The organism is Paenibacillus sp. FSL R5-0345 (assembly GCF_000758585.1).
Taxonomy (GTDB): Bacteria; Bacillota; Bacilli; order Paenibacillales; family Paenibacillaceae; genus Paenibacillus_AQ.
This window is the reverse complement of sequence record NZ_CP009281.1, coordinates 837,914-863,974: the sequence shown is the minus strand read 5'-3', so window position 1 is coordinate 863,974 and position 26,061 is coordinate 837,914. Positions and strand designations below refer to the sequence as shown.

Sequence of the window (26,061 nt, the reverse complement as noted above, 5' to 3'; positions counted from 1 at the left end):
AATCAAGGAGGATAAACATGGACGATACTCATGCTTTTGTAGAAAAAGTACACGACACCCAAAAGAAAGCTGAAAAGAATAAAGAACATCATGGCAAAAGTACACCAAGTCAAAAGCTGCCAAATAAACAGCACAGTAAGTAAAAGCTTTAAATGATCAGCTCTCAAACACAAAAAAAAGCAGCAAGCCTCTCCAACTATGGGAGACTTGCTGCTTTACTTTTTAAAGCACAAAGAGAAGTGTTAAAGAAAACCTTATTTACTCCATTTCACTACATTTACTGCTACTTTTTCTAATTGCGTCTTACTCAGTGTTTTATTTGGGGAACTAATCGTAACAAAACGATCATCCAGTTTATAGGTCAAGAACAACGAATCGCTGGATGGGCTGTACCATTTAGCTTCGGTTCCATTAGAGAGCTTTACAGTTTCACCTTTGTAATCGTAAGCATAATCACGAGGAGAAATGTTCACCTTCATCTGCTTAAATAGAAAGTTCACACCATCATCAGAACCCACTACTTTTTGAAATGCGTCTCCACTCACCATTTGAGTAGGTGCATAGGCTGTTTCGAAACCTTGGAAATTGGCGAAGGCTTTAACAATCTCTTCTTTCTGAGTGCTGCTGTATTGTACAGGAGTCAGAGAAATAGTGTCAGTCACCGAGCCTCCTGTGCCCAGAATAACCTGATTGTTCACCGCATCAAAGGTCACAAGCACCTTCATCACATCAGCAATCGCACGTACAGGAAGATAGGTTGTATTGTTATAAGTAATTGGCGCCAACGCGTTCCCTTTATTATCAACCGGCGTATACGCCGTACCATTCACCTTAAAACCAATGCTGTGATTGAGGTATGCAGTGATTTTTTGAAGTTTAGTTCCCGCATATACACCGGCTGATCCTGTAACTACCATCCCAAACACCATTGTTGCTATGATTATTTTTTTATTTTTCATAAGTAAGCCCTCCTTGGAAGTTCAATCTTTGTTCTTACTTTAGCTCAAAAAAAATAAGATTATGTCTCTAAGTTGTTTCTTACTTGTACCCATTTTGTAATTAAAAAAATCAAAATATCGTTCATTTAACCAAAAATAAAAACAGCAACCCGCTTGTCCTAAAAAGGATCGTACGGGTTGCTGAAGAGATTAACTTTGATACGGTGTTGTAACCTTATATACTTCTGTATATAAAATTTCTCGATATAAATTGAACTCTTCTTCATCGACAGGGTTAGGATAGGTCATGATTTGAAGCGGTAAATCAGCATTTTCCTCACGCAGAGGGGGTTGCACATACTCATAAGGATTCAAATGAAAGCCCAGCCGCTCATAGAAACCGATTCTCCGTTGTTCCATTTCACCCAATGGCGGTTCAACTTCCAAAAGCACAGGTTTGCCTGACTTACGGATATACTCCTCCATCAGCTTTTTACCAATGCCTCCACCTCTTATACTTGGGTCCACTGCGATATGTTCTACAAATCGAAATCCTGGAAACTCCCAGCAAGCTATAAAAGCAATGATTTTCCCCTCAGCATTCACTTCGGTAATCAATCGGTAATGTGGAACATCCAATAACGCCAGTTGTCCCTCATAGGTTCTGATCTCGGAAGTGGGAAAAGAGGCTTCCATAATAGCGAATATTTCATCAAAAGTTGTGTGATTCATAACATAGTTCTCACTTTCTGGATTTATATTTACACAAGTTATCTTAACCTTCTGAACCCTATGATATCAAATTTAAGCATCAAGGTACTAGTACCTGGTACTAGGATAACGTGCTATACTAAGTGTAACAGCTATACACATCTTGTTTGATATAGGAGAGGTTCATATTGGATAATCAGCAGTGGATCGCACCTGAGTACTACAATCTCACTTCGGAAATGGAACGTCATGCACCGGAAAAGATTGCACTTAAGTGGTTGAATGAACTGGGAGACTACGAGGAAATCACTTACGGAGAACTTCGCAAACAAGCTAACCGACTTGCCGGGGGACTCGCAGCACTCGGTCTCGAGCAAGGGGATCGTGTTCTTGTTATGGTTCCACGTCGAATCATCGCTTATGTCATCTATTTAGCATGTCTGAAGCTAGGACTTGCGATTATCCCTTCATCAGAAATGCTTCGCGCCAAGGATTTATCCTATCGTCTGCGGCATGCCGAAGCCAGAGCCGTTATTGCCTGGTCAGAGGTTACTGAGGAAGTAAATAAAATCTCGGAGGATCTGCCTGCTCTGGATTACCGTCTTTCCGTATCTGGCAGCTCTGACGAGCTCGGTAACGGATGGTTAGGTCTAGAAGAACTAATGATTGATCAACCGGATGCGTTCAATACAGTCGAAAGCCACCGTGACGATATGGCGATCTTGGCATATACCTCTGGAACAACCGGCAACCCTAAAGCAGTCGTTCATAGTCATGGTTGGGGTTATGCTCACTTGCGGATCACTTCCCCTCAATGGCTTGATATTAAAGAAACAGACACCGTCTGGGCAACAGCGGCACCGGGCTGGCAGAAGTGGATTTGGAGCCCCTTTTTGTCCGTCCTTGGTAACGGGGCGACCGGCTTTGTATATAGTGGATCTTTTCATCCTAAAAAATATTTGCAGCTGCTGCAGGATCACAATATTGAGGTGTTATGCTGTACACCAACCGAATATCGCTTAATGGCTAAATTGGAAGACCTCAGTCAATATGACTTGTCCCACCTTCGCTGCGCAGTTTCCGCTGGAGAGCCTTTGAATCAAGAGGTCATCAACACTTTTCAACGTGAATTCAATATCACGATTCGTGATGGCTACGGACAGACCGAAAGTACGCTTATCATCGGAACACTTAAAGATACGCCAATTCGAATAGGATCAATGGGTAAGTCTATTGCTCCCGGTCTAGTTGAAGTGGTAGACGAAGACGGGATTCCGTTACCTGCTGAAGTCGTTGGAGATATCGCAGTGCACTTAAGCATGCCAGCGTTATTCCATACCTATTACAAAGACCCCGGCAGAAAAGAAAGCTGCACTCACGGTGAGTTCTTCGTAACCGGCGACCGGGCGCGGAAGGATGAAGACGGTTATTTCTGGTTCGAGGGCCGTGGAGATGACATTATCATTAGCTCGGGTTACACCATTGGTCCTTTTGAGGTAGAGGAAGCCCTTATGAAGCATGCCTCAGTTAAAGAATGCGCGGTCGTTGCTAGTCCGGATGAAATCCGCGGACACATCGTTAAGGCTTTTATTGTACTAAGGGATGAGACTACGGCTTCTCCTGAGCTTGTGAAGGAACTGCAATCCCATGTTAAAGAGTGGACCGCTCCTTATAAATATCCTCGTAAAATCGAGTTCATTCAGGATCTTCCGAAAACTGCCTCCGGTAAAATACGGAGAATAGAGCTGCGGGAGCAGGAGAAACGTGCTGCGCAAGATTAAAATCGATATGAAACAGGAGGCTTCAGCTTACTGAGGCTTAAAAACAACAAGAGCAGCTAGTCCATAATCGGACTGCTGCTCTTGTTAATTATTCAGACCAGTATTTTGCATCCGGGTTCAAGGCTGCGCCTACTTCGCCCTCTTTTACTAAATCGCAATCGAGGTAACCCTCTTCATCCAGGAAATAAACCTCTTGCTTGTAGAACTCACATAAAGTCTCCAGAAACTTTTCAGGTGATTCATACATTACAATCAGATCCCCAAAATCATGCAGCAGGTCACATACTCGTTCCACACCATCCGCGGATTTATGGTAACAAATGAAGTCGCTACCGTAATTCGTTAAGATCGGCAAGATAACGCCATCCGCTTGATGGCCTTTTTCCTCCAATATTCCAGCTAAAATCTTCATCTCTGCTTCATATTCATTAATATGAATTAGACGATACCCCGGAATAAATTCGATCAGACTTGGTTCTTCTTCCTCACTGCTTGTACCTGAAACTGTGCTATAAATAGCTTTCAACAGTTCAGGGGCTTCCGGAAAAATCGCCGTAATCTTCGCTTCATTATCACCCTTACCTAAGCTGGCAATATAGTCAGGACGTAGGTCAGCAGACAGTTTAAGGTATTCTTGAAATTGTTCTGTTAATTTGTTAGTTTGCATGTTGTCATCCTTTACTTGTTCGCGGAAGTCCACATCTTCATCAGCCACGCGTCGAAGTCATCGCCTTTTTCGCCTTCATAAGTGTCATAGACGTCGATTCTCATCTTCTTCAGCTTCTCTTTGAAATCCTCGTACGAATGATCTCTAGGCAGGCTCTTCTTAATTCTTAGGAGTATTTTGGAAACGCCTTTCACTAACTCCGGTTTATTCTTGGATGGCGCTTTAACATCTTCTCCGAATGCCTTCAGTTTAAGGTAAGCCGCTTCTTGAACTGTATATACAGGATCGCTCTCCATTAAACGCGTCAGGATATCGATAATTTGTTTGTGGTTAGTCTGTCCCAGTTCTTCAACTGCTTCTAGACGGGCTCTCCAATCCGCAGAGCGGTTCGCAGCTTTCTTTAATTCCTCGTAATTCTCCGGTAATTCATTATTGTTTAGTTCTTCGATCATTCCGTTCAATCCCCTTCTATTCAAAACTATCTATCTTACAGTAACAGTATAACCAACCATTGCGCAAGCTAAGAGAGGAAGATCTTTGCATGACCTTTTCCTTCAAACATATTTCCACAAAATTGGGGTAAAGTATTCGAAAGAAAGTGTCGCGCAACATTCTATAGACTCTATACGTTAGTTAACTAGAGAATTGTAGATCAAACACACCAAGGAGAGTGACCTAATTGAAAAAGCATACCTTCATTCTAGCGTTAACTATTGTATTAAGTGTGGTGCTTAGCGCCTGTGCCAGCAGTAACAATGAAGCCGCAGTAGAAACCAATCTGACGGCGAAAGAGATGGTCGACGAAATGCTTGCAAAAGTGGAACAGCCTTCATTAATGGAAGTTGAAGAAGATATGGTGAGTCAGCTGTACCATCTAGCTCCATCATTACTTGAAGATTATAGCATTAGAATGCCAATGATGAATGTGAAAAGTAATGAAATTGCTATTCTAAAAGTTAAAGATGCCAAAGATATCTCTACTGTCGAAACCGCAGTCAAAGAGCGTGCGGCAGATATTCAAAAGCAGTTCGAACAATACCTTCCGGATCAATATGAGAACGCCCAAAATTATAAGCTGGTCAAAAAAGGCAATTACATTTTGTTCGTGATTTCCGAGAGTGCGGATCAGTTGGTGACAGAATTCGATACCTTGTTTACTAAAAAATAATTAGCGATGGTATTCAGCAGCCTACTCTTCCTATTCCTGTTTCTGCCGGCTGTCCTTGCACTCTACTACGTTTCGCCTTGGCGGATTAAAAACCTCATATTATTTTTGAGCAGTCTGGTGTTTTATGCATGGGGCGAACCCGTCTACATTGTAATTATGTTGCTGTCTACCGTTACGGATTACGGCTTTGGTCTACTTCTTAGTAGACCGAAGCTAACTACGGTGCAGCGCAAGTGCATTGTGGTTAGCTCCGTCATTATTAACCTGGGCTTATTGTCGTATTTTAAATACGCAGATTTTCTCATCCAGAATGTAAACGAACTCCTCGGCACTCATATCCCTTTAACTGATTTACCATTACCTATTGGGATATCGTTCTATACCTTTCAATCCATGTCCTACATCATTGATGTCTACAGAGGAACTACCAAAGCACAGCGGAATTGGATTGATTTCGGGACGTTTGTAGCTCTGTTTCCGCAATTAGTAGCCGGTCCTATCGTTCAATATAACACTATTGCAGAGCAACTACGTGAGCGTTCGGTGGATATCCCCATGTTCGCGGAAGGTGTAAGAAGATTCATTATCGGACTAGCCAAAAAAGTGCTGCTCGCCAATAACATTGGCCTGCTCTGGCACACCATATCCAGCTCCAATCTGGAGTCCATGCCTGCTTTAACCGCTTGGCTTGGCATTATTGCGTTTGCCTTTCAGATTTATTTTGATTTCAGTGGGTATTCGGATATGGCGATTGGCCTCGGCCTTATGTTCGGCTTCCGATTTAACGAAAACTTCAACAAACCTTATATATCACAGAGTATAACTGACTTCTGGCGGAGATGGCATATTTCCTTAAGCAGTTGGTTTCGTGATTACGTATATATCCCGCTTGGAGGCAACCGCCGGGGGTTAGGTATTCAAGTTCGCAATATCCTTATTGTGTGGCTGCTCACAGGAATCTGGCACGGGGCGAGCTGGAACTTTCTGTTCTGGGGATTATACTTCGGGGTCATTCTTATCTTTGAAAAATGGTGGGGACTACAACTGCTGAGCCGTCTACCGCGCTGGACTAGGCATCTCTATGCCGTTGTGCTTATTCTCATTGGATGGGTCTTGTTCGCCTTTGAAGAACTTCCGTTGGTACTTAGTTACTTGCAAGCGATGCTCGGCTTTAATGGCCAGCCATTGTGGAATACCACTACTTTATACTTCACTTACACAAACGCGATTCTACTCGTGGTATTAACTTTAGCCTCCATACCTTTGAAACTCTCCAAGCGTATGGATGCTAGATCGATTCCTGCTCTGGTCTGGTATGGCGTCTTATTCTTCTTATCTGTCGCTTACTTAGTGGATGCTACCTTTAACCCATTCTTATATTTCCGATTCTAACGACTTAGGGGGTGATTGTTTATGAAGCAGAGGACGGATCGAATACTAGTGGTGGGATTTGTCGCGACGTTGTTTCTGGTGGGTATAACTTTTTTCTTACTGCCTGTTCAACGTTTCTCCGAGCTAGAGAATCGCTATTTGCAAAGCGCTCCCCGTCTGACATGGGATAATTTATTATCCCACACCTATGCGGAAGAGGCAGAAAACTTTGTAACCGATCATTTCCCTTTTCGAGCCAAATGGGTATGGGTGAAATCGGCGGTGGAGCAAATGAGGCTGCAGCAAGAGAATAACGGGATTTATAAGGGGAAAGACGGTTACTTATTCGAAAAATTCGATGCCCCTGATTACACTAAGGTTCAGCAATATGCAGCGGCTGTGAAACGTTTTGCTGATAAAAATCCTGAAGTCAAAACGACCTTTCTGCTTGCGCCTACATCGGTAGGCTTGTACAACGAACGTTTGCCCTGGTTAGCACCTGTATACTCACAAGCTGAGGTGAATCAAAAGATTGCTGATGAAGTAAGTGATAGCCTAACTTTTATAAATGGATTTGATGTGCTTACTCCGCATGCTGCAGAGGACATTTATTATCGGACCGATCATCACTGGACAACCTACGGCGCCTACTTGGCTTACTTAGCGTATGCTGAAAGTATGGGATGGCAGCCTCTGTCCCAGAGCGAATTCGAGATTGAGACGGTAAGCGATTCGTTCCTTGGAAGCTACCATACGCGGAGTCAATTTATCGGAGTGGTGCCAGATTCCATTCAAGAGTATAAGCCAATTAATGAAGTATCCACCAAGATGCATATTGTAGATACCGGTGAGACCTTATCAAGTATGTACGATCCAAGCTATCTAACGAAAAAAGATAAATACTCTTATTTTCTAGGCGGCGTTCATGCTCTTATGAAAATCACAAGCCAGCTTGATCCTAAAGAAGTCGAACAGGAGAAGCTGCTCGTCATCAAGGACTCCTATGCGCATAGTGTCATCCCTTTTTTGACTCAGCATGTACCGGAAATCCACGTGATCGACATTCGTTATTATAACGGGAGTATCAGTGAGTACATGGCTCAGAATGATATCAAGGATGTATTGATGCTGTTTAATACGGCTACTTTTGTTGATAATTCGGCGCTTTTGAAGCTTAACTGATGATATAGTGATGGATTAGGTGATGGCTATGGAGATAATACGATGAATATGATGACGGGGCGTAACTGCGGGAATGTTTGGACTTTCGGTCGCTGTTGTCTCCAGATGTTTTTGATTTTACCGCTATCAGCGGATAACATCCGGAGACAGCATATGCTTCCGATGCGAGCTTTCCTTCGGAAAGCTTTCAGGCGAACGCTCCGCTCCTACAGTTCCAAAATTCCCTCCGTTACTTTTCACCATATTTATGGGTTTAATCTAAAAACCATTCACGATTATGTGTAGAATCGTGTCTCTGCCGATAGCTTTAAAGCGAATGAATCCTCCTTGAAGGAGTGCTTCATTTATTATGAGCTGCAATTCAATTCCACTAGCGTTGCATTAAACTCCACATCACACCACTTTGCGGATTAGGGAAATCCTCCCTAAAATTAGTAAATTATCGGCTCAATTTGTGACTTTTAAGGAAATCCTCCCTAATAAATACGAGAATACCCTCTTTATGAATGAAACACCCTGATAATTGGGGAGATTTTCCCTAATTATCGCTTGGAGCACGATAAATCTCACAAAATTAGGGAGGTTTTCCCTAATCTAAACATTTAATCATTGATAGTGCCTGATACATATTCATTATGAGGTTGATTAAGAGTGAAAGAGTTGCAACAATAACTGAAGATTTCTTAAGGGACATTTTCCTCCCACTAGCAATTATTTTCTGTAACCTCAACATCAAACCAAACACTAAAACTAATATACGAATCCTCTAATGTGGCTTCGTATTTCAGATCATTTTTAGCTAGAATCTCCGCGACGATAGACAGGCCAAGTCCAGTTCCGGAGATTTCTTTATTCCGAGACTCGTCGATGACATAGAACGGGTCCCAGATATAGGCTAAGTGCTTCTCTTTCAGGCGCGAGGTTTTATTAGTAATAGTGAACTTCAGAGTGTCGTGAGTATCATTTACTAATGAGATTCCAAAGACATTCTCTTCCCCATATTTAATGGCATTACTAATTAAGTTGTTGAATACAATCTCTATCTGGCTGATATCCTCTTCAACGATGGATCGTTTAACCGAATGGAAGTCAGTCTGTAAGGTCAGGTTTTTATTTTTAAGCGTAATGTTATATTGTGAGATCACTTTGAGCAAAAGCTCTTTAAGATCGAATTTCTCTTTATGCACTTCGGTCTTTTGAATCTTGGACAGCTTAATCAAGTAATCCACCATATCTGAAGTGTATTTCACCTGCTCCAAAATGATATCCGTATAGGTACCATCATCCAGACCGTCTTGGATACCAATCGTATAGGCTTGGATTAAAGATAACGGTGTCTTCACTTCATGTGAAATGCTTGAGATCAGTGTGTTTAAGCTTTGATTTTTCTTCTCCAGTTCTGCATGGACGCTTTTTAGGCGTTGACTCATCTGATTAATGCTTTTAGATAACTCTTCAATTTCATCCCCCGATTTAATCGTCACTTGTTTAAAATCAAGATTGGAAATATCCTTCGCCACATCCTGTAACTGCTCTAATGGGGTAATGATCTTTTTCGAATAATAAGCCACTAACAGCAAGCTGATAATAATCCCCAAAAGAACGGAGTAGAAGCTGAGTTGATTTACGATGTTTAAAGCATCTGTATTGTGCACAACCACAGTGCCGATGAGGATTAAACTGCCATCCTGCTCATATATTTTCGTTAACAGGCTGGACTTTAATTTCCCCTGATTAAATAACAGATTCACCGTATTTCCTTCGTTTACCTTTTGTAAGACTTCTTCCGTAATCCAGAACTTATTGAGTGATACCTTATCTTTAAAGAGAGCAAATTGTATGTTGTCGTTAATTTCTGTTGTACTTCCTCTATTTTCAACCCTAACAATCGTTATATTGTTATTGTTCTCGATCGCTGTTTCCTTGTCCATAAGCTGATCCAGACTGAGATCCTTTACTTCGTCATAAATAGCGTTAATCTTGGTTTTCATTTTGTAAAGGTAATAATCGGACGAGAAAAAATTGTGCAATAAATAGGATGTCCCAAACACAATCAGCAGAATGATGCTTACCATAATCAATAATTTCGTGCTTATTTTATTGATTTTTATCATGGAAGCTGTACCCCATTCCCCTGTGTGTGATCACGTGATCAGCTCCAATCTTATCGCGCAATCGCTTAATATGTGTATCCACGGTTCGTTCTTCGCCGAGGTAGTCCATTCCCCAAACGGAAGATAACAAAGAATCTCTGGACAAAATCCGGCCTTTATTCTCATATAGGAAGGTGAGCAACTCGAACTCTTTTTTATAAAGGGACAGCTCCTCCCCATTCTTGTACACTTTCTTCCGTTCAAAATCAATTTCTAAGTCCCGTATAGCAGCTACTTTTTCGGTACCCAGCATTTTTTTAATTCTCAGCATTAAAATCCGTGGATCAAATGGTTTTCTAATATATTCATCTGCACCGATATCTAAAGCGCTAAATTCATCGTCATGGGAAGATCGGGCGGTCAGCATCACCACTTTAGCTAAACTAACCTGCTTGATTTCATTGCACACCTCAATCCCGCTTCGCTTAGGCATCATCCAATCCAAGACCACAAGATCGATCTTATTCGAAAAAAAGAGCTCCAGCGCCTCCTCCCCATCCGCAGCTACCCAAACGTTATAGCCCTCTTTTTCAAAATAAGTCTTCAATATGGTGGTCATATGTTTCTCATCATCGGCAATTAGAATGTTCAAGTAGCATCATTTACTCCTTTCTTTCCAGTCCTTTCTTCAAAACTTCCCATATTGGGTTATCCACTGCTGTCCGGGGAGGCTGTTCGCCTTTCTCTATCGCTTGCCAATACGCCCAGGTTGGAGGCTCAGTGCCAAGCTCATAATCCATACCGTCCCAAGTATCCTCGCGGAAAGCATAAAACGCCCAGTGCCAGCCGAAATCATCAAAAATCGAAATTAAATCCGCCATATATTGATCTGCGCCTTTTACTAATCGATTCGTTCCGAACTCTTCTGCAACAATCCGATTTGCGGGAATGTTATGTTCCTTTGCCCACTGTGCAACTGGTTCTAGAAATTCCTTTAGGGCTTCCTTGTTAAAGGCTTTTTCTGTTTTATTGTCCCCGACCTTTATCGTCCCAGGATATTCATAGGTGAACCCTTTTTTCTTATTCTGACTGGTTAGCTCGTACGGTTCATACATATGAAAAGCATACAAGACATTCTCATCTTCGAGGGGTTTCAAATATTTAAAGGCCCAAGGTGTAGCATACAGGCCAGAATTTACGATGATTGGTGTCTTGGAATCTACGGTACGAATAGCGGTCACTATCGTTTCATATAAAAGATTTAAATCCGCAGGGGTGTTCTCCACTGAGCTATACCATTCGCTGTAGTCCTGTGTCCAGAAGTCATGAAATCCCGTTGCAGTCTCAGGATGTGGTTCATTAATCAAGTTATAACCGATTACCGCTGGATGATCTTTCAACCGGCTTGCTAGATCTCTCCAAAATACTGCCGCTTGTTCATGATAACTGAAATCCTTCCATATCCGATCATCATTTTCGTAATTATTAAACTGCCTCCAGCGATCTCCGGGGAGACTTAGGACGGTCAGTACTACTTTTGAGCCCCGAGCCTCGGCTGCATCTAAGTCCGCTTTTAACTCGGCAAAATCCTCTTCAACAATCCCTTCATACTTATCTGCATTCCCTATTAGGAAATCTTTATCCGGGTTCGTATCTGGTTTGTCATTAAATAAATAGTCACTGTCTTTTGCCCATTTATCTGGTGCCAACCGAATGAATTCAATATTCTGCTCTTTGGCAGCTTTATAGTTATCCGGTAACGATTTTGAATTCATAAAATTGGTTCCTTTTCTCTGGACCTCCCAGAAGGCTAGCTTCTCATTCCTTTCTGTCTTCTCTTCCTTCTTCTCTTCTTTCTTCAGTTCTTGATTGGCTTGCGGAGTTACTGAACTACACCCTACAACCAACAATAAGATTAACACTATAAAAGCTTTAGATTTTTTCATTCTCTCACCTCGTAAGCTATCGTAGCGAATCTCTGTTACAAGAGTGTCACAAGGGGTGAACATACAACCATTCAAGTAGGTAACTGATGAATTTTATATGAATCCAAGAGTTAAACCTTCTTCTCTCATATTCTATTTCTAGGAGGTGAGTATAATATGACAATCCAGTTTGTAGATTTACGACTTTCCAACCAAGCTGCTTCAGATAACACACCCGTGGTTATCCCATTAGCAGCAACTCCCCTTGTTTTTGGAGATATCGGTATTCAGACTGTAGGGGTCACGCCTGACAATCAAGGCAATGTCCGCGTACTTTTGTCGGGTTTTTTGAAAGTAGAGAATAATCCTCTTTTCAACACCAATACCATTAATGTTCGCAGAAACGGAACGATTATTTTCACCACAACATTTGGTGTAGCAATCAGCAGAGAAAATGAAGCTTTTGGTTTCTCAGCAGTAGATGTCCCACCAGCGCTGGCTGTCGCAGCAGGTCAGATTCAGTACACAGCAGAAATCTTCACAAATGCACTGGCAACAGATCAATTTAATAACGTCCAAGCCAGAAACTTTAGTGGCGTTGCAGCAGCGGGTAACTCCTAGCATAAACAAGTAGTGAGTTGAGGTGCATACTGCACTATTTTAAAAACAGAAGCTCAACCAAAAGTACTGGTTGAGCTTCTGTTTATTCGCCAAACAATAGATCCAGAATTCGTTCGTCCGCTTTGCGATTCTTCCCTTTATAGGGGTAACAGTGAATATGAATCGCTGGATTAAAATTGATCTCAATAATGCTATAATTGGTACCTGCCGCATCTTCCTTAATATCATCAATCATCATATCTACCCCACAAATCGTGGCCCCCGCAGCTTTAGCCGATTGAATGGCTAGATCTTTATAGCTGTCTGGGATCTCATCTGTAAAGTCTAAGCTGTCTCCACCGGTACTAATATTTGAGTTCTCCCGTAGAAAGATCACCTCATTAAATGGAGGAACATCGCTCCAAGCCTGAGCGTGGTTCTTCAAGAACATCTCTTCGGCTTCGCCGATCTGAATTTTCTCAAGCGGAGTTTTGTAGCCACGACCTCTTAGCGGATCCTTATTTTTTTCGTGGACCAGCTCTTCTATCGTATGTACACCATCACCGACCACATTCGCCGGAACCCGGTGCAATACTCCGACTACTTCATCGCCCATCACTAGAAAACGATATTCTTTCCCCGTCATAAATTCCTCAAGCAGTACTGTTCGATCATGCTCAAAGGCAATTGCGAAGGCTTTTTGATAATCTTCTTTGGAGAATTCATCTGTAAAAATAGTAATACCGAGTCCAAAGTTCGTTGATTTGGGCTTGATCACAATAGCCTTATCACGATAAGTATCATATGCATTCATTGCTGCTTCCAGATCTCCAAATGCTTCACCTGCGGGAACACGAATGCCCTGTTGTTTGAGGACCTCCTTCGTAACAATTTTATTCTCCATAATTAGTACCGTGCTGTAAGAATCCAAGGATGTCTTCGTAGCTTGCTTAACGTATTCTTTATGATCGCCTTTTGTAAGTAGAACGAAATTCTCTTCTCGATCGAGCAATTGAAATTTAATCCCACGTTTAACTGCTGCTTTTAGTAGAAGCTGTGTAGATAGCTCCAGATCCTCATATCCCACAAATCGGTATCCGTTCGCAAGACTTTCCTCAGCATACTGTTTAGCTTTATTCAGATGATATTGTACGAAAGAGGATTGTTGAACTTCTGACTTCACAATCGCGGCAAAACTCTGATCTGGATTCAGAATCTTATCCTTGGCTTCGTTCAGAATGTTCGTGAATTCTTTATCTTCTGGGTTCAACAACTGAATCATATCCTGCATCTCTTGAATACAAGTTAAAGCCTTCTGCTCCATCGTCCCGCAAGAATCTCCGTAATCATGCAAGCAGCCTTTGATCCCCTCCATGATCAATTGATCATGATTAAGGTTTGCCATCTTCTGATCCTCTACCCCGAACGGTTCGTCCTCTTTCAATAGCATGTACAGGATAAACAAATGAATGAAAGTCATTGTTTCTTTGCTAATTCCTATTTTATAGAGTGGATTCAGATCAATAAAACGAAGCTCTATATAAGCAATCCCATCCTGCAGCAGCTCCTCTAACGGATGTTTGCCTCTTGCCGTCTTCACTCTAACTGGGCTATAGAACTCTTTTACACTTAATAATTCCTCTGAGTCGATCAACGTTTGTAAATCATGTACATAGTCCGTAAGTGAATCAAAGGAAACATAAAGAGGTTTTTCATTTCGATATCCGCATTCGCTATTCCGAAGTGAATTCATATTTTGAACATAATAGCTATTCTGATCATCCGACTCGCCTCGTGCGACACATTGCTCCATATAAGTCTTATCAAAAACAGGACTAGCACCTGTTAAATAGATTAGAAGCCAGCGGTATCGCAATAGGTTGCGGGCTATTTTTAAATAAGTAGCATCTTTGAAATCTTTATAGCTCATCTGCGGATCTACAATGTCATGAAGCTGTTTAAGAAATGGTTCGTCAAAAGAGAAATTATAATGAATTCCGCTCAGCAATTGTCTTTTGCGTCCATACTTATCCGCTAACTGATGTCTATACTCGTCCTCTACCGGATTACCCATCTTGGCAATGGGAATGTCCTTATCGTTCGGCAGCATGGGAGGATTACTACTCGGCCACAGATATTCTTCCTTAAGCTCTAGCGACACAATATCCTGCAGCGCCTCCAGAAAGTTATAAGTCTCTTCAATAGAATCAAAAGAGGGTGTCACCATTTCAATCTGACTCTCTGAGAAATCCGTTTGAATATAGGGGTTCTCCATTTTGTTGCCAAAGGCTTTTGGATGTGGTGTCAGCGCAAGGTTCCCTTCTGGATCCACTCTGACATTTTCTTTTTCCAAACCAAATTCACCGTGAAAAAGCTCCTTATTCAAATGGTTATCTCTTAAGAGCTGTATGAGTCTACGATTTAATAAAGCCATTTCTACGCTCATCCTTTGCTTAGTAGTCTACCTGCTGTTTGTTCATTCTGAACAAAGATCTTCTAAACCAGAACACAAGAATAACACCCTTGAACACACTGCTTAGCGCAATCGACATCCACACTCCATTCAAGCCAAAAGGTTCGGATAATAGCAGGGCTAGCGGAATTCGGAGTGCAGTAAATGTAATACTAAAGATCGGTGGAATGTGAGTTTGACCAATGCCGTTAAAAGCACCGACTGTCATCAATTCCATACACATGAACAATTGTGAGTATCCGATGATCCGCATATAATCTGCGCCTAATGCCATACTCGTCTGGTCTGATAAAAATAATGAAAATAGCTGCTGCGGAAACGCAATAAATATAAGCGACACGATCACACCAAAGATGGAGGTTAAGATTAGCGCCTGACGATAACCTTGCCTAATTCGATCGAATCGGCGTGCTCCATAATTTTGACCAAAAAAAGCAGCAATAGCTCCCTGTAGTCCTCCAATGGTCATATAAGAAATAGATTCAATTTGAATCCCAACTTTTTGAACCGCAATGGCATCCGCCCCAAAACGCACAATGATCTTGGCAATGATGATCGATATGATCGTAAAAGTAACCCGTTGGATCGTAATGGGAAGCCCCATGCGGATGACTTCTTTCATTTGGCTACTGTCCCACGTTGATGTGTTTGAAATGATTTCTGACTTTCTTGTCTTCATGATAAAAAGAGCCGTAACCAAGATGTTCGCCGTTAATGTTGCAATAGCTGCTCCAGCGACTCCCCATCCTTCAAAACTGCCCCAGCCAAAAATTAAAAATGGATCGAGGACAATATTAACCATAAGACCAATAGAGAAGATCTGAAACGGTTGTTTACTATTTCCCATAGCGTTTAAAAGGGTTGCAAACAATGTATTAACAATAGAAAATACCGTCCCAAAGATCGAAATCATTAGAAATTGTCTAGCCATCCGTTCAACGTCATCACTTCCAAGATCAAAAAAACCAATCAACTGATTCTTGGTTAATAGAACTAAACACATATAGAGAAGTCCTAGTAAAGTAGACATCATAAATCCGTTCTTTATATAAGATTTAGCCTTCTCTATCTGACCAGATCCCATACAATGCGCCACCTTAATCCCTGTGCCGATCGTAACCATTGTCGATAAAGCAATCGCTAGATTAATGAAAAAACTCGCCGTACCAATCGCGGCAACCGGACCACTTCCTAATCTTCCAACCCAAATCATATCGACTAGACCATAAGTAGTAGAGATGAAATTCGTTGCAATAATGGGAAGCGTTAATTTCATTAAGGTAGGCATAATAGGACCCTGAGTCAAATCATTTGCGTCCTTCAAGTCCAATAACACCTTCTTTATTTCATTTTCAGATTCATTATATAACCATACGCTTATATAATCAATTGATTATATTTCATTGATTGGTTGGACTAGCTCTTCATTTGGTTTATTATCGGTTTCCTCGCCTGGCTTACTTCTTAACCTAGTCTCTTCATTATGAACCTGTAGACAGAATGTGAACTCCTTAAAAGCAAATAAATTGTGTATACATTAACAAGCAGTTCCTAGTGCACAAAACGTGCCCAGTGGAACTGTTTTTTTCATAATAAAAAATTCTCTTATTTTTCAGTCTAATGGCTATTGAAAAGAATGATTAGTTCGTTTACAATGAAACCAATTAACAGTTCTATATTTATAGAACTAATTCTGATTCAGTAACTCACTGAAGGAATGGAGCAAGTCATGGAATATAAAGTAGAAGTCGATTTTGCACCCATGTATGAATGTGTTAGTAGTATGACCGCTTTTCTAAGCAAGCAAAACCATACTGCTATGGATTCCGGCAAGCTCTGGGTACGCGATGTTCAAGCAAGATTCGCGCCAATGCTGCTTCGTAAAATGCAAGAGGTCGTTAAGAAACTTGATGATTTCAGTTTGGCTCCCTATATTTGGTCTTGTCCGGGGGAGCGTTCGGTAGAAGGATTTTTGGTTTGGTTCGACGGTTTATCTTCGGGCGAACTGTATGAAATCTCCGGACGTTTCGGTCAATCGGTTCCCTCTAACCTTGCGGAACTCAGAGACACTGCCTCTGACATCTTGCGCGAATGGAATGCGGGATACTTCAGTGGAATTGACCCTAATATCATCAAGGGACTTGAACAGGAAGCCGAATCAAGAAGAGCGACGTTGAACGGTAACAATGACATGGACGTCTTTGAAGCAGCAACCGAAGGAATGCGCCTCTATCCAACTGAGCATCTGAAGCAGGTCATTATTATTCCGCAATATCATGCTCGTCCATTGGTTACTACCTCTATGTATGATGAATTCGTATTCACCAGCTACTCTTGTGATGTTCTCCCTCCGGAAGCTGGACGGCCTGCTCCAGCACTACTCCGCCTTACCCGAGCGCTGTCGGATGAGACGCGGCTGTATATCCTTCGTTTACTCACAGGCAAACAACTGAATTTCACGGAAATCGTGCGTGAGGTGGGACTTTCCAAAAGTACAATCCACTACCATCTTATTGCGCTGCGAGCAGCCGGACTGGTCATTGTCCATACCAATGTTAAAAACACTTCGTACAGCCTGCGTTTAGAAGCCTTAAATGGGCTGCCCCAGCAAATCGGGACATATCTGGAGAGTTAAGCATAAAAAAAGGAGCTACCTAGCTATGATAAAACGCAGCTATTATGGTCTACTCTCGACCATTACTTTAAGCGCTTTTGGAGATGCTTTCGGCTTACTGGCTATGGAATGGCTCGTCTATGAGCTGACGGGATCCAAGCTAGCGATGGGAGCCCTCGCGCTCAGCTCCGGCATACCTGAACTGCTGCTACGCCTGCTCGGCTCACCGCTGTCCGACCGATTGCACCGGGTCCGTTTTATGGCCGCCTTGGCAGCCATTCGATTGCTAGCCATAGCACTGCCACTCGGCATGGGCTTGGCTGGCCAACTGCAGCTATGGCATCTCTTTGTTGCCGCGAGCCTCAGCGGCGCCTGTGCCGCACTGTTCATGCCAACAGCGATGGCTGTTATTCCTGGCGTTGCCGACAGCCGGAAGCTGGTGCGGGCTTTTGCTATCATTGATGGGAGCAAAAGCGCAGCAGCCCTGCTGGGACCTGCCTTAGCCGGTGCGTTAACCGCTGCCAGTGGAGCGCTGCCAGCTCTTGGCATCAACATGTTATGTTACTTAGCCGCCATCACTACCCTACTCAGCTTGCAAAAGCTGCCGAAAGCCTCTCCAACCCAAGGCCGTTTCTCCCTCTCCGTTTACGTTCGTGAAATAGCCGAGGGCTTTACCTTCTATAAACAATTCCCTGCAATGCTAATGATTATGGTCATGGCCTCCATCAGTAATTTAAGCTCAATTGCCGTCTGGACGATGATGGTCCCTTTTGTACGCGAAGTGCTCCACCGCGATGCGGCGACGATGGGTACTCTAAGTACAGTTTTCGCTCTTGGAACATTGGTCGGGCTAAGTGTGATTTCCATGATAGGGGAAATTAAAAAAAGGCGGCTTGTCATGCTCGGCAGTCTGGGGACCATAGGTTTAGTGACTTCGCTATGGGGGTTAGTTCCTAGTTTTCCTTTTGCTCTCGCTGCCGTCTTTGCAACCGGAACCTTAAGCCCCTTCTTCGGCTCCTTAAGTTCTTCATTACACGGACGCCTAGTTCCGAGTAATCTGCAAGGAAGAGTCAATTCTATTCGCTTTTTGATCGGAGGCAGCTTACAGCCTTTTGGCGCTTTTGCAGGCGGCGCAATTGCTGAGCACTACGGTGTGCCTGTATTGTTCCTAATCGCTGGACTGCTTCCAATGTTATGTGCTAGCGCAGCCTTGTTACTCCCCGGACTCAAAGCGCTGGATGGCGACCTCTCTGCCCTTGAGGTCACCCATCGGAGAAATAATGTGGGGAATGCCACGCACAGCGTTACCGCTAATCGATAAACGGGAAAGTGTAGAAGAGCAGACTGACACTAATAGTAACAGCGATAGCTAAGGACAATGAAATCACGTCCTTGACTACCGCTGTTTACTTTGATTTATGAATAGTTTCAGATAGCCCATTTTAGGCGTTTATCGGAAAATCTGAATCCCATCTTTCTTTAAATCCTTCCATTCCTAGATCTTTCATTTTCGTTAACTCTCTATGTATTATTCTCAGTAACCTAATTGTCTTTATTTCCTTCTGATGAAAATAGTCTTGTTAACGTTCCATTCACACTACTCTGATAATGTTTATAAGCGTTAGGTGGATGATCATCCAATCCCGATAAATGATAATACGGAGGATAATAATGTTAACATCTATAAAAAAAGACTAATCGCTGGTCTCACCCTATTGGTTGTAATTAGCGCCGGATTAGGTACGAACCTAGTGTTTTTCGGGAAACAAGCATCGGCCGAGACCCGGACGGATCAAACCGCGCTACCCATAACTCAGACTGAAGCACCTGCCAATCTCGATGATACCGCAGGTCTAACTGCCTTCGTAGATGGGATCATGGAAGAAGATATGAATCGGCTACAAATTCCGGGAGCGGTCATCTCCATCGTAAAGGACGACAGAATTATTTTGGCCAAAGGTTATGGCAGTTCCAATCTGGAAAAAGCTGAATCAGTTGACCCGACAACCAGCATGTTTCGAATTGCTTCAACGACTAAGTTATTCACCTGGACAGCAGTGATGCAGTTGGTCGAACAAGGTAAGATTGATCTGGACACGGATATTAATACCTACCTGAAATCAGTAAAGATCCCTGCTACTTATCCTGAACCGATCACGATGCGCCATTTGATGACACATACAGCAGGGTTCGAAGAGGGTGGCGTTGGTTATCAAATCACTACAGACCCTGCAAAATTGCCGGGGTCAATCTCGGAAACTCTCAATAAGCATATGTTGGCACGGGTAAGACCACCCGGACAGATAAGTTCTTATTCAAACTACGGTGCTACACTCGCAGGTCTAATTGTAGAGGAAGTTAGCGGTGTTCCTTACAATGATTATATAAAGAAATATATTTTCGATCCGCTCGACATGAAATATTCGACTGTTGTAGAGCCTTTACCGGATTCCTTCATCCCCTACAAAGTTGTAGGGTATAACAGCGAAAACGGCAGCTTTGTACCTGGCACACCTACATTTGAGGGTGGTTTTCGTCCTGCCGGCTCTGGTACCGTATCTGCAGTAGATATGGCGCACTTCATGATTGCACATCTACAGCATGGGAAATATGGTAGCCAACAGATTCTGAGACCCGAGACGGCAGAACTAATGCATTCAACGGCGTTTCAATTCGATAAACGTCTGCCGGGAGTGGATCTTGGGTTCGCAGAGAAACGAATCAATGATCTCACACTGATCACTCATGGTGGTTCCGACCCCATGTTCAATACAGAATTGTATCTTGTGCCTGCCAAGGATGTAGGCATCTTTGTATCCTACAACGGCGGTGAGGGAAGTGATTCGGCAGCAGGTCTCATCCAAGCCTTTTTCAACCGCTACTACCCTTCTCCTGATGCAACGCAGCCTGAATTCATTGCTTCTGATGAATCTATTCAGAAATATGCAGGAGCCTATCAATTCACACGCCGAAACATCAGTGATATTGATAAGTTTTTCAACTTTTTTGCCCAGCTGAACGTCTCGGTTGAGGATAATAAGCTATCCTTGGGAAGTGGCAGTGAGCAACAATTGTATAGTGAAGTCGGTCCGAATCTGTTCCAACTCGAAGGAGGCACCGATCAAATTGCCTTCCGCACGAATGAGTCCGGTAAAGTTACACATATGATCTTAGGGATGATCCCGGATATGCCGCTGGAGCGTACGCCACTGTTGGATCAGAATAAATTTTGGCTTATCGTACTAGGGTTCTCGGGGTTGATTCTCATCACTGCATTGCTCGGACTACTCTTCTCCAGACGCAAGATTAAGGCGATGACGCCTCCGGAAAAATGGGCCATCCGACTGTCTGCGGGAACTGCTGGTTGGGCGCTGCTATCTTTCGTCACGTTATTTATGGTGGTTATGTCCATGGACATAATGCAGAAGTTCAGCGGAATCAGGCTTTCGCTTTCTCTCAGTTTAGTTATGCCAATCATTTTGGTTGGTCTGACTTTAGCTTTGCTAATCTCGGCTATACTGGTTTGGAAGAATAAATACTGGACAGCTTTCAAGCGTGTGCATTATACGTTAGTGGCGCTTTCGGCTGTGGCGATGACTCTGTTCTTCTACTATTGGAATCTGTTAGGTTGGCAGTTCGGATAACGCCATTACTCCCAAGAACAAATCAGATATAATGAAAGCTTAATAGAGGAGGAAAATCGTGGCTACTATACTTATCGCTGATGATGATGATAACATCCGAAAGCTAATGTCTTTATTTTTGCGAAAAGAAGGTTTTGAACTTAAAGAAGCCAGGGATGGTACAAAAGCCTTGTCCATAATAGAGAACTCGCGAGTTGATCTCGTCATTCTAGATATTATGATGCCAGGATTGGATGGTTGGGATCTCTGCAGAGAAATCAGGCGGTCTGATGCCAATATCCCCCTCCTCATGGTGACGGCTAAAGCGGAATCTGCACACAAAGTGAAAGGCTTTCAACTGGGTACGGATGACTATCTAACCAAACCGTTCGATCCGCTTGAACTCGTGATGCGAGTAAAAGCTTTGCTTAAACGCTCGCTGGTCGTTTCTTCACAGTCTGTGCAATTAGGTAATGTGCTGCTCAACCGCCGTACTTTCCAGGTCACGCGCGGTGAAGAACCGGTCATGATTCCTTTGAAGGAATTTGAGCTTCTGTTTCTGTTGGCCAGTCACCCCGGGCAAATCTTTACAAGAGAACAGTTGATTCTTCAAATCTGGGGATTGAATTATGAAGGAGACGGACGGACTGTAGATGTACATATAAGTCGGTTGAGGGAGAAATTCAGCGGCAACGACGAGCAATTTCAAATCGAAACGGCCCGCGGCCTGGGATACAGGCTGATTCCTACGCCATGATCAAGACTCTGTATGTACGTGTCATTCTCACGTTTCTAGGCATCATTATCTTTAGTCTAATCTGTTCCTTTTTCATTGGATTGTATGTCTTTCAGAAACAAATAAGTTACGAGGGGCAGAATGAAATGATCGTAGTGGGAAAAGAAATCATTCACCGCTATGATGACGCCAAACCCATGGATACGGATGAGTTCCTGAATAGTATGGTTAAGGTATCCGCACACCCTATCCACCTGTACAATCATGCCGGAGAACATACCTTTTATGGGCTCAAGGGTAGTCCGGCTGTCACTGTCCCCCCCGAAGCTGTCAAACAAGTGCTGCAAGGAAAGCTCTACCGCTCTTCTGCGAAAGATAAGGATATCTTTATCGGTATACCCTTTATGTTGGACGGAGAGTGGCGTGCGATGTTCTTGCAGTATTCTGCCGAGAACGAAAATATCGTCAATCGGATGGTGCTCTTTGTGCTATTACTCGTGCTCTTACTGGGTAGTGTGTGCATTCTTATTGCCGCTAGATATTTGGTAGAGCCGATCAAAGCACTAACGAATGCGACAAAAAGGCTGGCCAAGGGTGATTTCGAGGTGGAGCTTAAAATGAACCGAATAGACGAGATCGGGGAATTAACACAAAGTTATGTAGAGATGGCAGGAGAACTTAAACAGTTAGAACAGATGCGGCAGGATTTCGTATCCAACGTTTCTCATGAAATCCAGACACCGCTTACGTCTATTTCCGGCTTTGCCAAAGCGTTGCAGAACCATGATTTGATCGTGGAAGAGGAACGCAGTGAATATCTTGATATCATCATTGCGGAGAGTGAACGACTGTCGAGGCTAAGTGATAATCTACTGAAGCTCGCATCTCTGGATTCTGAACATCATCCCTTCAACGCAAGTCCCTTCAATCTTGATGAGCAGATTAGAACAATCGTTGTAACCTGTGAGCCGCAATGGTCAGCCAAAGGCATTGTTATTGATTTAGAACTACCGGAAGCTGTCAAAATTATGGGCGATGAAGATCAACTGAAGCAAGTATGGATGAATTTACTCAGCAACAGCATCAAGTTTACACCGGAAAACGGGAAAATCCGCATCAGTATAGATCGTAATGCAGCAGAAGTATCTGTCACTATCAGCGATAATGGAATGGGGATCTCCCCGGAAGAGTTCAACGCCGTATTCCAAAGGTTTTATAAAATAGACAAGTCGCGGAACGGAAACAACAATGGCAATGGTCTCGGACTTGCGATCGTTAAAAAAATTGTCTCTCTGCATCAGGGAAGCATAGAGTTGGACGGTGCGGTTGGAGAGGGAACGACAATTATCGTTAGGCTACCCTTGTCTTAGAACAAAACTAATTTCTCTAAAAAAGATAAAAAACCTCCAACCCCGCATATGCGGCTTCGGAAGTTATTCATTAACACTATGTTATGCAGTTACTCTAAGTACAGAATCCCAAAATCACTGCTGCTATGAAATTCTGGTTTGTTCGAATGAACTCTGCTCCATGTTCCAAAGTGCGGATAGGTCGTATCGTCGCCGCACTTGTAAAAGTTTCCTCTTATCTTTTTTCCCGGCACTGCCCGAAAATCCGGAAAATAAGATTGTACCCAAGCCCATGGGATCGAAAAGCTTAATTCCCAATACGCTTCCCCTTTAGCATTAATTTGATCTGTGGTGGATAGGATGCGGAAAAGTGCCGGATTGATAGTGATTGGGAAGCGATCATACCGATCCGCTCCTATCTGCAAGAGAATTGTGCCGTTCGCATTAAATTCAAAATTCATATAGCGCTGGTCCGAATCCGGATTAGGCTGAAAAAAGAACTCGATGCAGCTATCCTTATACACGGGATCATTCATGTTTCTATATGTTCGTATTGGATTCTTTTCGTAAACCTTAAACTGAAGTTTTAGATCCTCCTGACTGTAATTTAATCTCGCTGTAACGACAGGACTATACTCTTTAAGCCATTGATACTGCTTGATGATCTGGACTTCTTCTGTATGTGAAACATCCGTCTGATTTATCAGGTGAGAAATTACTAAGGTTTCCAATTTTCTTTCCATGGTTCATTCCCTTCCGTTCGGAGTCCTACTGGGGCTAATGCAGCAAAACAACCCCATTAATTAACTTGTTTATTAAGACCCGCGTTTATCCGGTTTTTCAATACGCAGTCTCGATCCCCGAGATTTCGCACAGCCTTCTGCGTTACCTGTAATGCGGATGAAGGAGACCGCCCGCTCTATATCCCTCTCGGGCGGGCGCCTCCTCCCTTCCACCCTTATTTCGCGCAAGGTAACGTAATTCCTTCATGGATTGCCTGGTCGGCCAGGAGAGCGATCTCCATTGCCCGGTAGGCATCCTCCATTGCCGGTATAGCGGGCAAGTTGTTCTCCAGCATAGATAGGAAATAGTCCAGTTGGGCACCCGTAGGCTTCACGGAGAAGTCCATATTGATCTTCTGAACCGTTCCTTTCCGGTTATCTTCGACCTCGACCAGATTTCCCAGATGCTGCTCCTCTCGCGGTCGATCATTCTTGTAGATGATACGGATCCGGCCAGCCGGTCCGATGAATTCCTTCCGGTTGTCAGTCGGCATCCCCTTGCCCCACCCTGTCTCGAAGTAGCCGATGGAGCCATCCGATAGACGGAGGGTCATGAGTCCGTAATTGTAAGTGTACGGCGGGACTTCTTCATAGAGACGCTGCCCGATCCCGTTGACGCTTACCACGTCCGCCCCTGTGGCCCAACGCATCACATCGATATAATGGACGCCGCAATCCACAATCGGTGAGACATCCCGGAGCAGGGACAGATGGGAATCCCAATTCTTGGAGGGCTTCAATTGGGTTAACCGAATAACCAGGGGGAAGCCGATAGCACCCTCCCGGATCATCTTCATAACTGCCTGGTAAGTGGTGTTGTGACGAAGGATGTGACCGATCAGCACCTTGGTCTTGGCTCCACGGGCCAGCTTCATGAATTCCTGCGTTTCCCGTGCATTGCCCGCCATCGGCTTTTCGCATAGGATATGCTTTCCTGCCGCGAGGCATGCTTTTGCAATCTCCAGATGGGAGGACGGGTACGTGGCGATAATGACCATATCCACATCCTCTCGCTCTATCAAGGCCCGGTAATCTGTACTCCAACACTCGGCTCCGTATTGGCTTGCCACTTGGGAGGCCCTGCCCTGGTTCCAATCTACGACACCAATCAACCGGACCCTCTCCTGCTTTGATATGGCATCCAAGTGAAGTGAGCCCATATAACCACAGCCTATCACGACTGCCCCATACCTTTTCACGATGCATCCATCCTATTCTTCTCACTCATAGAGGTTATTTTATGTTGATCCAAGCTTCCTTGTTAGGCTGCGGATTCCGCCTCGGCTTGGACTTACGGACAAGGTATCCGCCAGCTAAGGGATGAATTCAAGGGTGCCATTAGGTGGGATAAACAGATGTTAATCCCTTTCTTCATGAATATCCCTTTCTTTCATTTGTACTATTCCGGATTACAATAGAACAACTTTTGTCTTATTATTACCTTTATTATATAAGAATGATGGAGATTTTTATTTAGCTATGAAAGTTACTTTTTGCACGATTCCGTTATTTTATCTAATTCTATATAAGGTGCTGTCCCACCAAGCCCCCGCTCCAACATCCGGTCCGCAAGCGATTCCCCTTCCATGAGTGGACTCCCTCCATTCATTACGCGCAGTTCCAGATGGTCGCGCTCCGCTTGTTCCCGGGAAGGAAGCTGTATGATTTCGAGCTGCTTTATGTGTGCCACGGCCAATTGTCCGTTGCGATGGATAGGGAGTAATGGAAGGGGAAATTGTCTTTCTTCATGAGGGAAGCATAGAGCTAGACGATTCCGTTGAAGTGGAGACGTCAATTATCGTTAGGCTACATTTGTCTAAGAAGCAAAAAACAGGCGATACTCCGGTTACTGGAGCATCGCCACTGGGTATATTCTCTTCTCATTATGTTTCTCGTTGGCTAGTATCACAGCCACTAGTCACTACCTCCCCACCTTCGGCTAAAAACCGAAGGTGGGTTCATTAAGCCCTTTAGGTTGTTTGTGTTTTGGGTTTCGCGCTGATGGCAGCGGAGAGAACGGACTGATTGTGGAAAAGCGGAGCGTCCGC

24 protein-coding genes are annotated in these 26,061 nt (G+C 43.5%); 12 read left to right on the top strand and 12 right to left on the bottom strand.

The genetic code is table 11. From position 1 onward, the window contains the following. Positions 1-17 precede the first annotated feature (17 nt). The gene (locus R50345_RS30100; protein WP_052414454.1) at positions 18-143 is read left to right on the top strand and encodes a DUF4023 domain-containing protein; all 126 of its coding nucleotides are present in this window, start codon (positions 18-20) and stop codon (positions 141-143) included. A 111-nt stretch (positions 144-254) separates the two neighbouring features. Here the strand turns inward: R50345_RS30100 and R50345_RS03790 are convergent, their stop codons facing one another. Together R50345_RS03790 and R50345_RS03785 are read right to left on the bottom strand one after the other, a co-directional pair. Next, positions 255-959, bottom strand: coding sequence for a stalk domain-containing protein (locus R50345_RS03790; RefSeq protein WP_042124246.1), 705 nt, complete (start codon positions 957-959; stop codon positions 255-257). A gap of 189 nt (positions 960-1,148) precedes the next feature. Continuing rightward, positions 1,149-1,670 carry a GNAT family N-acetyltransferase gene (locus tag R50345_RS03785; protein WP_042124243.1) on the bottom strand — a complete coding sequence of 174 codons (522 nt, stop codon included), beginning with the start codon at positions 1,668-1,670 and terminating at the stop codon, positions 1,149-1,151. Between the two features lie 164 nt (positions 1,671-1,834). Between R50345_RS03785 and mbcS the strand changes: the two genes are divergently transcribed. Beyond that, positions 1,835-3,430 (top strand): acyl-CoA synthetase MbcS, encoded by a 1,596-nt coding sequence (mbcS, locus tag R50345_RS03780; protein ID WP_042124241.1) that lies wholly within the window; start codon positions 1,835-1,837, stop codon positions 3,428-3,430. An 88-nt stretch (positions 3,431-3,518) separates the two neighbouring features. Here the strand turns inward: mbcS and R50345_RS03775 are convergent, their stop codons facing one another. Next, complete coding sequence (locus tag R50345_RS03775) at positions 3,519-4,097, bottom strand: SMI1/KNR4 family protein (RefSeq protein ID WP_042124238.1); 579 nt, start codon at positions 4,095-4,097, stop codon at positions 3,519-3,521. An 11-nt stretch (positions 4,098-4,108) separates the two neighbouring features. Next, positions 4,109-4,549 (bottom strand): HEAT repeat domain-containing protein, encoded by a 441-nt coding sequence (locus R50345_RS03770; protein WP_042124236.1) that lies wholly within the window; start codon positions 4,547-4,549, stop codon positions 4,109-4,111. 227 nt (positions 4,550-4,776) lie between these two features. Here R50345_RS03770 and R50345_RS03765 point away from each other — a divergent pair, with 227 nt between their 5' ends. Genes R50345_RS03765 through R50345_RS03755 form a run of 3 tightly spaced genes read left to right on the top strand, consistent with a single transcriptional unit; the run spans position 4,777 to position 7,818 of the window. After that, complete coding sequence (locus tag R50345_RS03765) at positions 4,777-5,265, top strand: DUF4358 domain-containing protein (RefSeq protein ID WP_042124234.1); 489 nt, start codon at positions 4,777-4,779, stop codon at positions 5,263-5,265. A gap of 6 nt (positions 5,266-5,271) precedes the next feature. Next, positions 5,272-6,657 carry an MBOAT family O-acyltransferase gene (locus R50345_RS03760; protein WP_042124232.1) on the top strand — a complete coding sequence of 462 codons (1,386 nt, stop codon included), beginning with the start codon at positions 5,272-5,274 and terminating at the stop codon, positions 6,655-6,657. A 21-nt stretch (positions 6,658-6,678) separates the two neighbouring features. After that, entirely contained in the window at positions 6,679-7,818 is a 1,140-nt protein-coding gene (locus R50345_RS03755; protein ID WP_042124230.1) for a DHHW family protein, read from the top strand. A gap of 704 nt (positions 7,819-8,522) precedes the next feature. Here R50345_RS03755 and R50345_RS03750 read toward each other — a convergent pair. The 3 genes from R50345_RS03750 to R50345_RS03740 form a co-directional block, all read right to left on the bottom strand. Further along, entirely contained in the window at positions 8,523-9,809 is a 1,287-nt protein-coding gene (locus tag R50345_RS03750) for a sensor histidine kinase (RefSeq protein ID WP_231574035.1), read from the bottom strand. 106 nt (positions 9,810-9,915) lie between these two features. After that, on the bottom strand, positions 9,916-10,563 hold the full coding sequence (locus tag R50345_RS03745; protein WP_042124226.1) for a response regulator transcription factor: 648 nt from the start codon (positions 10,561-10,563) through the stop codon (positions 9,916-9,918). A gap of 10 nt (positions 10,564-10,573) precedes the next feature. Then, positions 10,574-11,857, bottom strand: coding sequence for a glycoside hydrolase family 5 protein (locus tag R50345_RS03740; protein ID WP_156114719.1), 1,284 nt, complete (start codon positions 11,855-11,857; stop codon positions 10,574-10,576). Positions 11,858-12,013: 156 nt separating this feature from the next. Between R50345_RS03740 and R50345_RS03735 the strand changes: the two genes are divergently transcribed. Further along, positions 12,014-12,457: a hypothetical protein gene (locus tag R50345_RS03735; RefSeq protein WP_042124224.1), complete on the top strand. Its 444-nt coding sequence runs from the start codon at positions 12,014-12,016 to the stop codon at positions 12,455-12,457. 82 nt (positions 12,458-12,539) lie between these two features. Here R50345_RS03735 and gshAB read toward each other — a convergent pair whose 3' ends face one another. Both gshAB and R50345_RS03725 read right to left on the bottom strand, forming a co-directional pair. Beyond that, positions 12,540-14,870, bottom strand: coding sequence for a bifunctional glutamate--cysteine ligase GshA/glutathione synthetase GshB (gshAB, locus tag R50345_RS03730; RefSeq protein ID WP_042124222.1), 2,331 nt, complete (start codon positions 14,868-14,870; stop codon positions 12,540-12,542). Between the two features lie 19 nt (positions 14,871-14,889). Next, a complete protein-coding gene (locus tag R50345_RS03725; protein WP_042131844.1) occupies positions 14,890-16,233 on the bottom strand; it encodes an MATE family efflux transporter in 1,344 nt (447 codons plus the stop codon). A 405-nt stretch (positions 16,234-16,638) separates the two neighbouring features. On the opposite strand from R50345_RS03725, the gene R50345_RS03720 reads away from it, so the two are divergent. From R50345_RS03720 to R50345_RS03700, 5 genes are all read left to right on the top strand, one after another. Continuing rightward, a complete protein-coding gene (locus R50345_RS03720; protein WP_042124220.1) occupies positions 16,639-17,544 on the top strand; it encodes an ArsR/SmtB family transcription factor in 906 nt (301 codons plus the stop codon). Between the two features lie 25 nt (positions 17,545-17,569). Beyond that, the gene (locus R50345_RS03715; protein ID WP_042124218.1) at positions 17,570-18,844 is read left to right on the top strand and encodes an MFS transporter; all 1,275 of its coding nucleotides are present in this window, start codon (positions 17,570-17,572) and stop codon (positions 18,842-18,844) included. A 304-nt stretch (positions 18,845-19,148) separates the two neighbouring features. Further along, positions 19,149-21,167: a serine hydrolase domain-containing protein gene (locus R50345_RS03710; RefSeq protein WP_231574034.1), complete on the top strand. Its 2,019-nt coding sequence runs from the start codon at positions 19,149-19,151 to the stop codon at positions 21,165-21,167. A 58-nt stretch (positions 21,168-21,225) separates the two neighbouring features. Then, positions 21,226-21,903: a response regulator transcription factor gene (locus R50345_RS03705; RefSeq protein ID WP_042124216.1), complete on the top strand. Its 678-nt coding sequence runs from the start codon at positions 21,226-21,228 to the stop codon at positions 21,901-21,903. Next, on the top strand, positions 21,900-23,252 hold the full coding sequence (locus tag R50345_RS03700) for a HAMP domain-containing sensor histidine kinase (RefSeq protein WP_042124214.1): 1,353 nt from the start codon (positions 21,900-21,902) through the stop codon (positions 23,250-23,252). Before R50345_RS03705 ends, R50345_RS03700 begins: the two co-directional genes overlap by 4 nt. Positions 23,253-23,341: 89 nt before the next feature. Here R50345_RS03700 and R50345_RS03695 read toward each other — a convergent pair whose 3' ends face one another. From R50345_RS03695 to R50345_RS31110, 3 genes are all read right to left on the bottom strand, one after another. Further along, positions 23,342-23,974: a carbohydrate-binding family 9-like protein gene (locus R50345_RS03695; RefSeq protein WP_042124212.1), complete on the bottom strand. Its 633-nt coding sequence runs from the start codon at positions 23,972-23,974 to the stop codon at positions 23,342-23,344. Between the two features lie 215 nt (positions 23,975-24,189). After that, on the bottom strand, positions 24,190-25,191 hold the full coding sequence (locus tag R50345_RS30095; RefSeq protein ID WP_269321989.1) for a Gfo/Idh/MocA family protein: 1,002 nt from the start codon (positions 25,189-25,191) through the stop codon (positions 24,190-24,192). 308 nt (positions 25,192-25,499) lie between these two features. Further along, a complete protein-coding gene (locus R50345_RS31110; RefSeq protein WP_156114717.1) occupies positions 25,500-25,703 on the bottom strand; it encodes a hypothetical protein in 204 nt (67 codons plus the stop codon). 32 nt (positions 25,704-25,735) lie between these two features. On the opposite strand from R50345_RS31110, the gene R50345_RS31105 reads away from it, so the two are divergent. Then, positions 25,736-25,978, top strand: a complete 243-nt coding sequence (locus R50345_RS31105; RefSeq protein ID WP_156114716.1) for a hypothetical protein — start codon at positions 25,736-25,738, stop codon at positions 25,976-25,978. Positions 25,979-26,061: the final 83 nt, after the last annotated feature.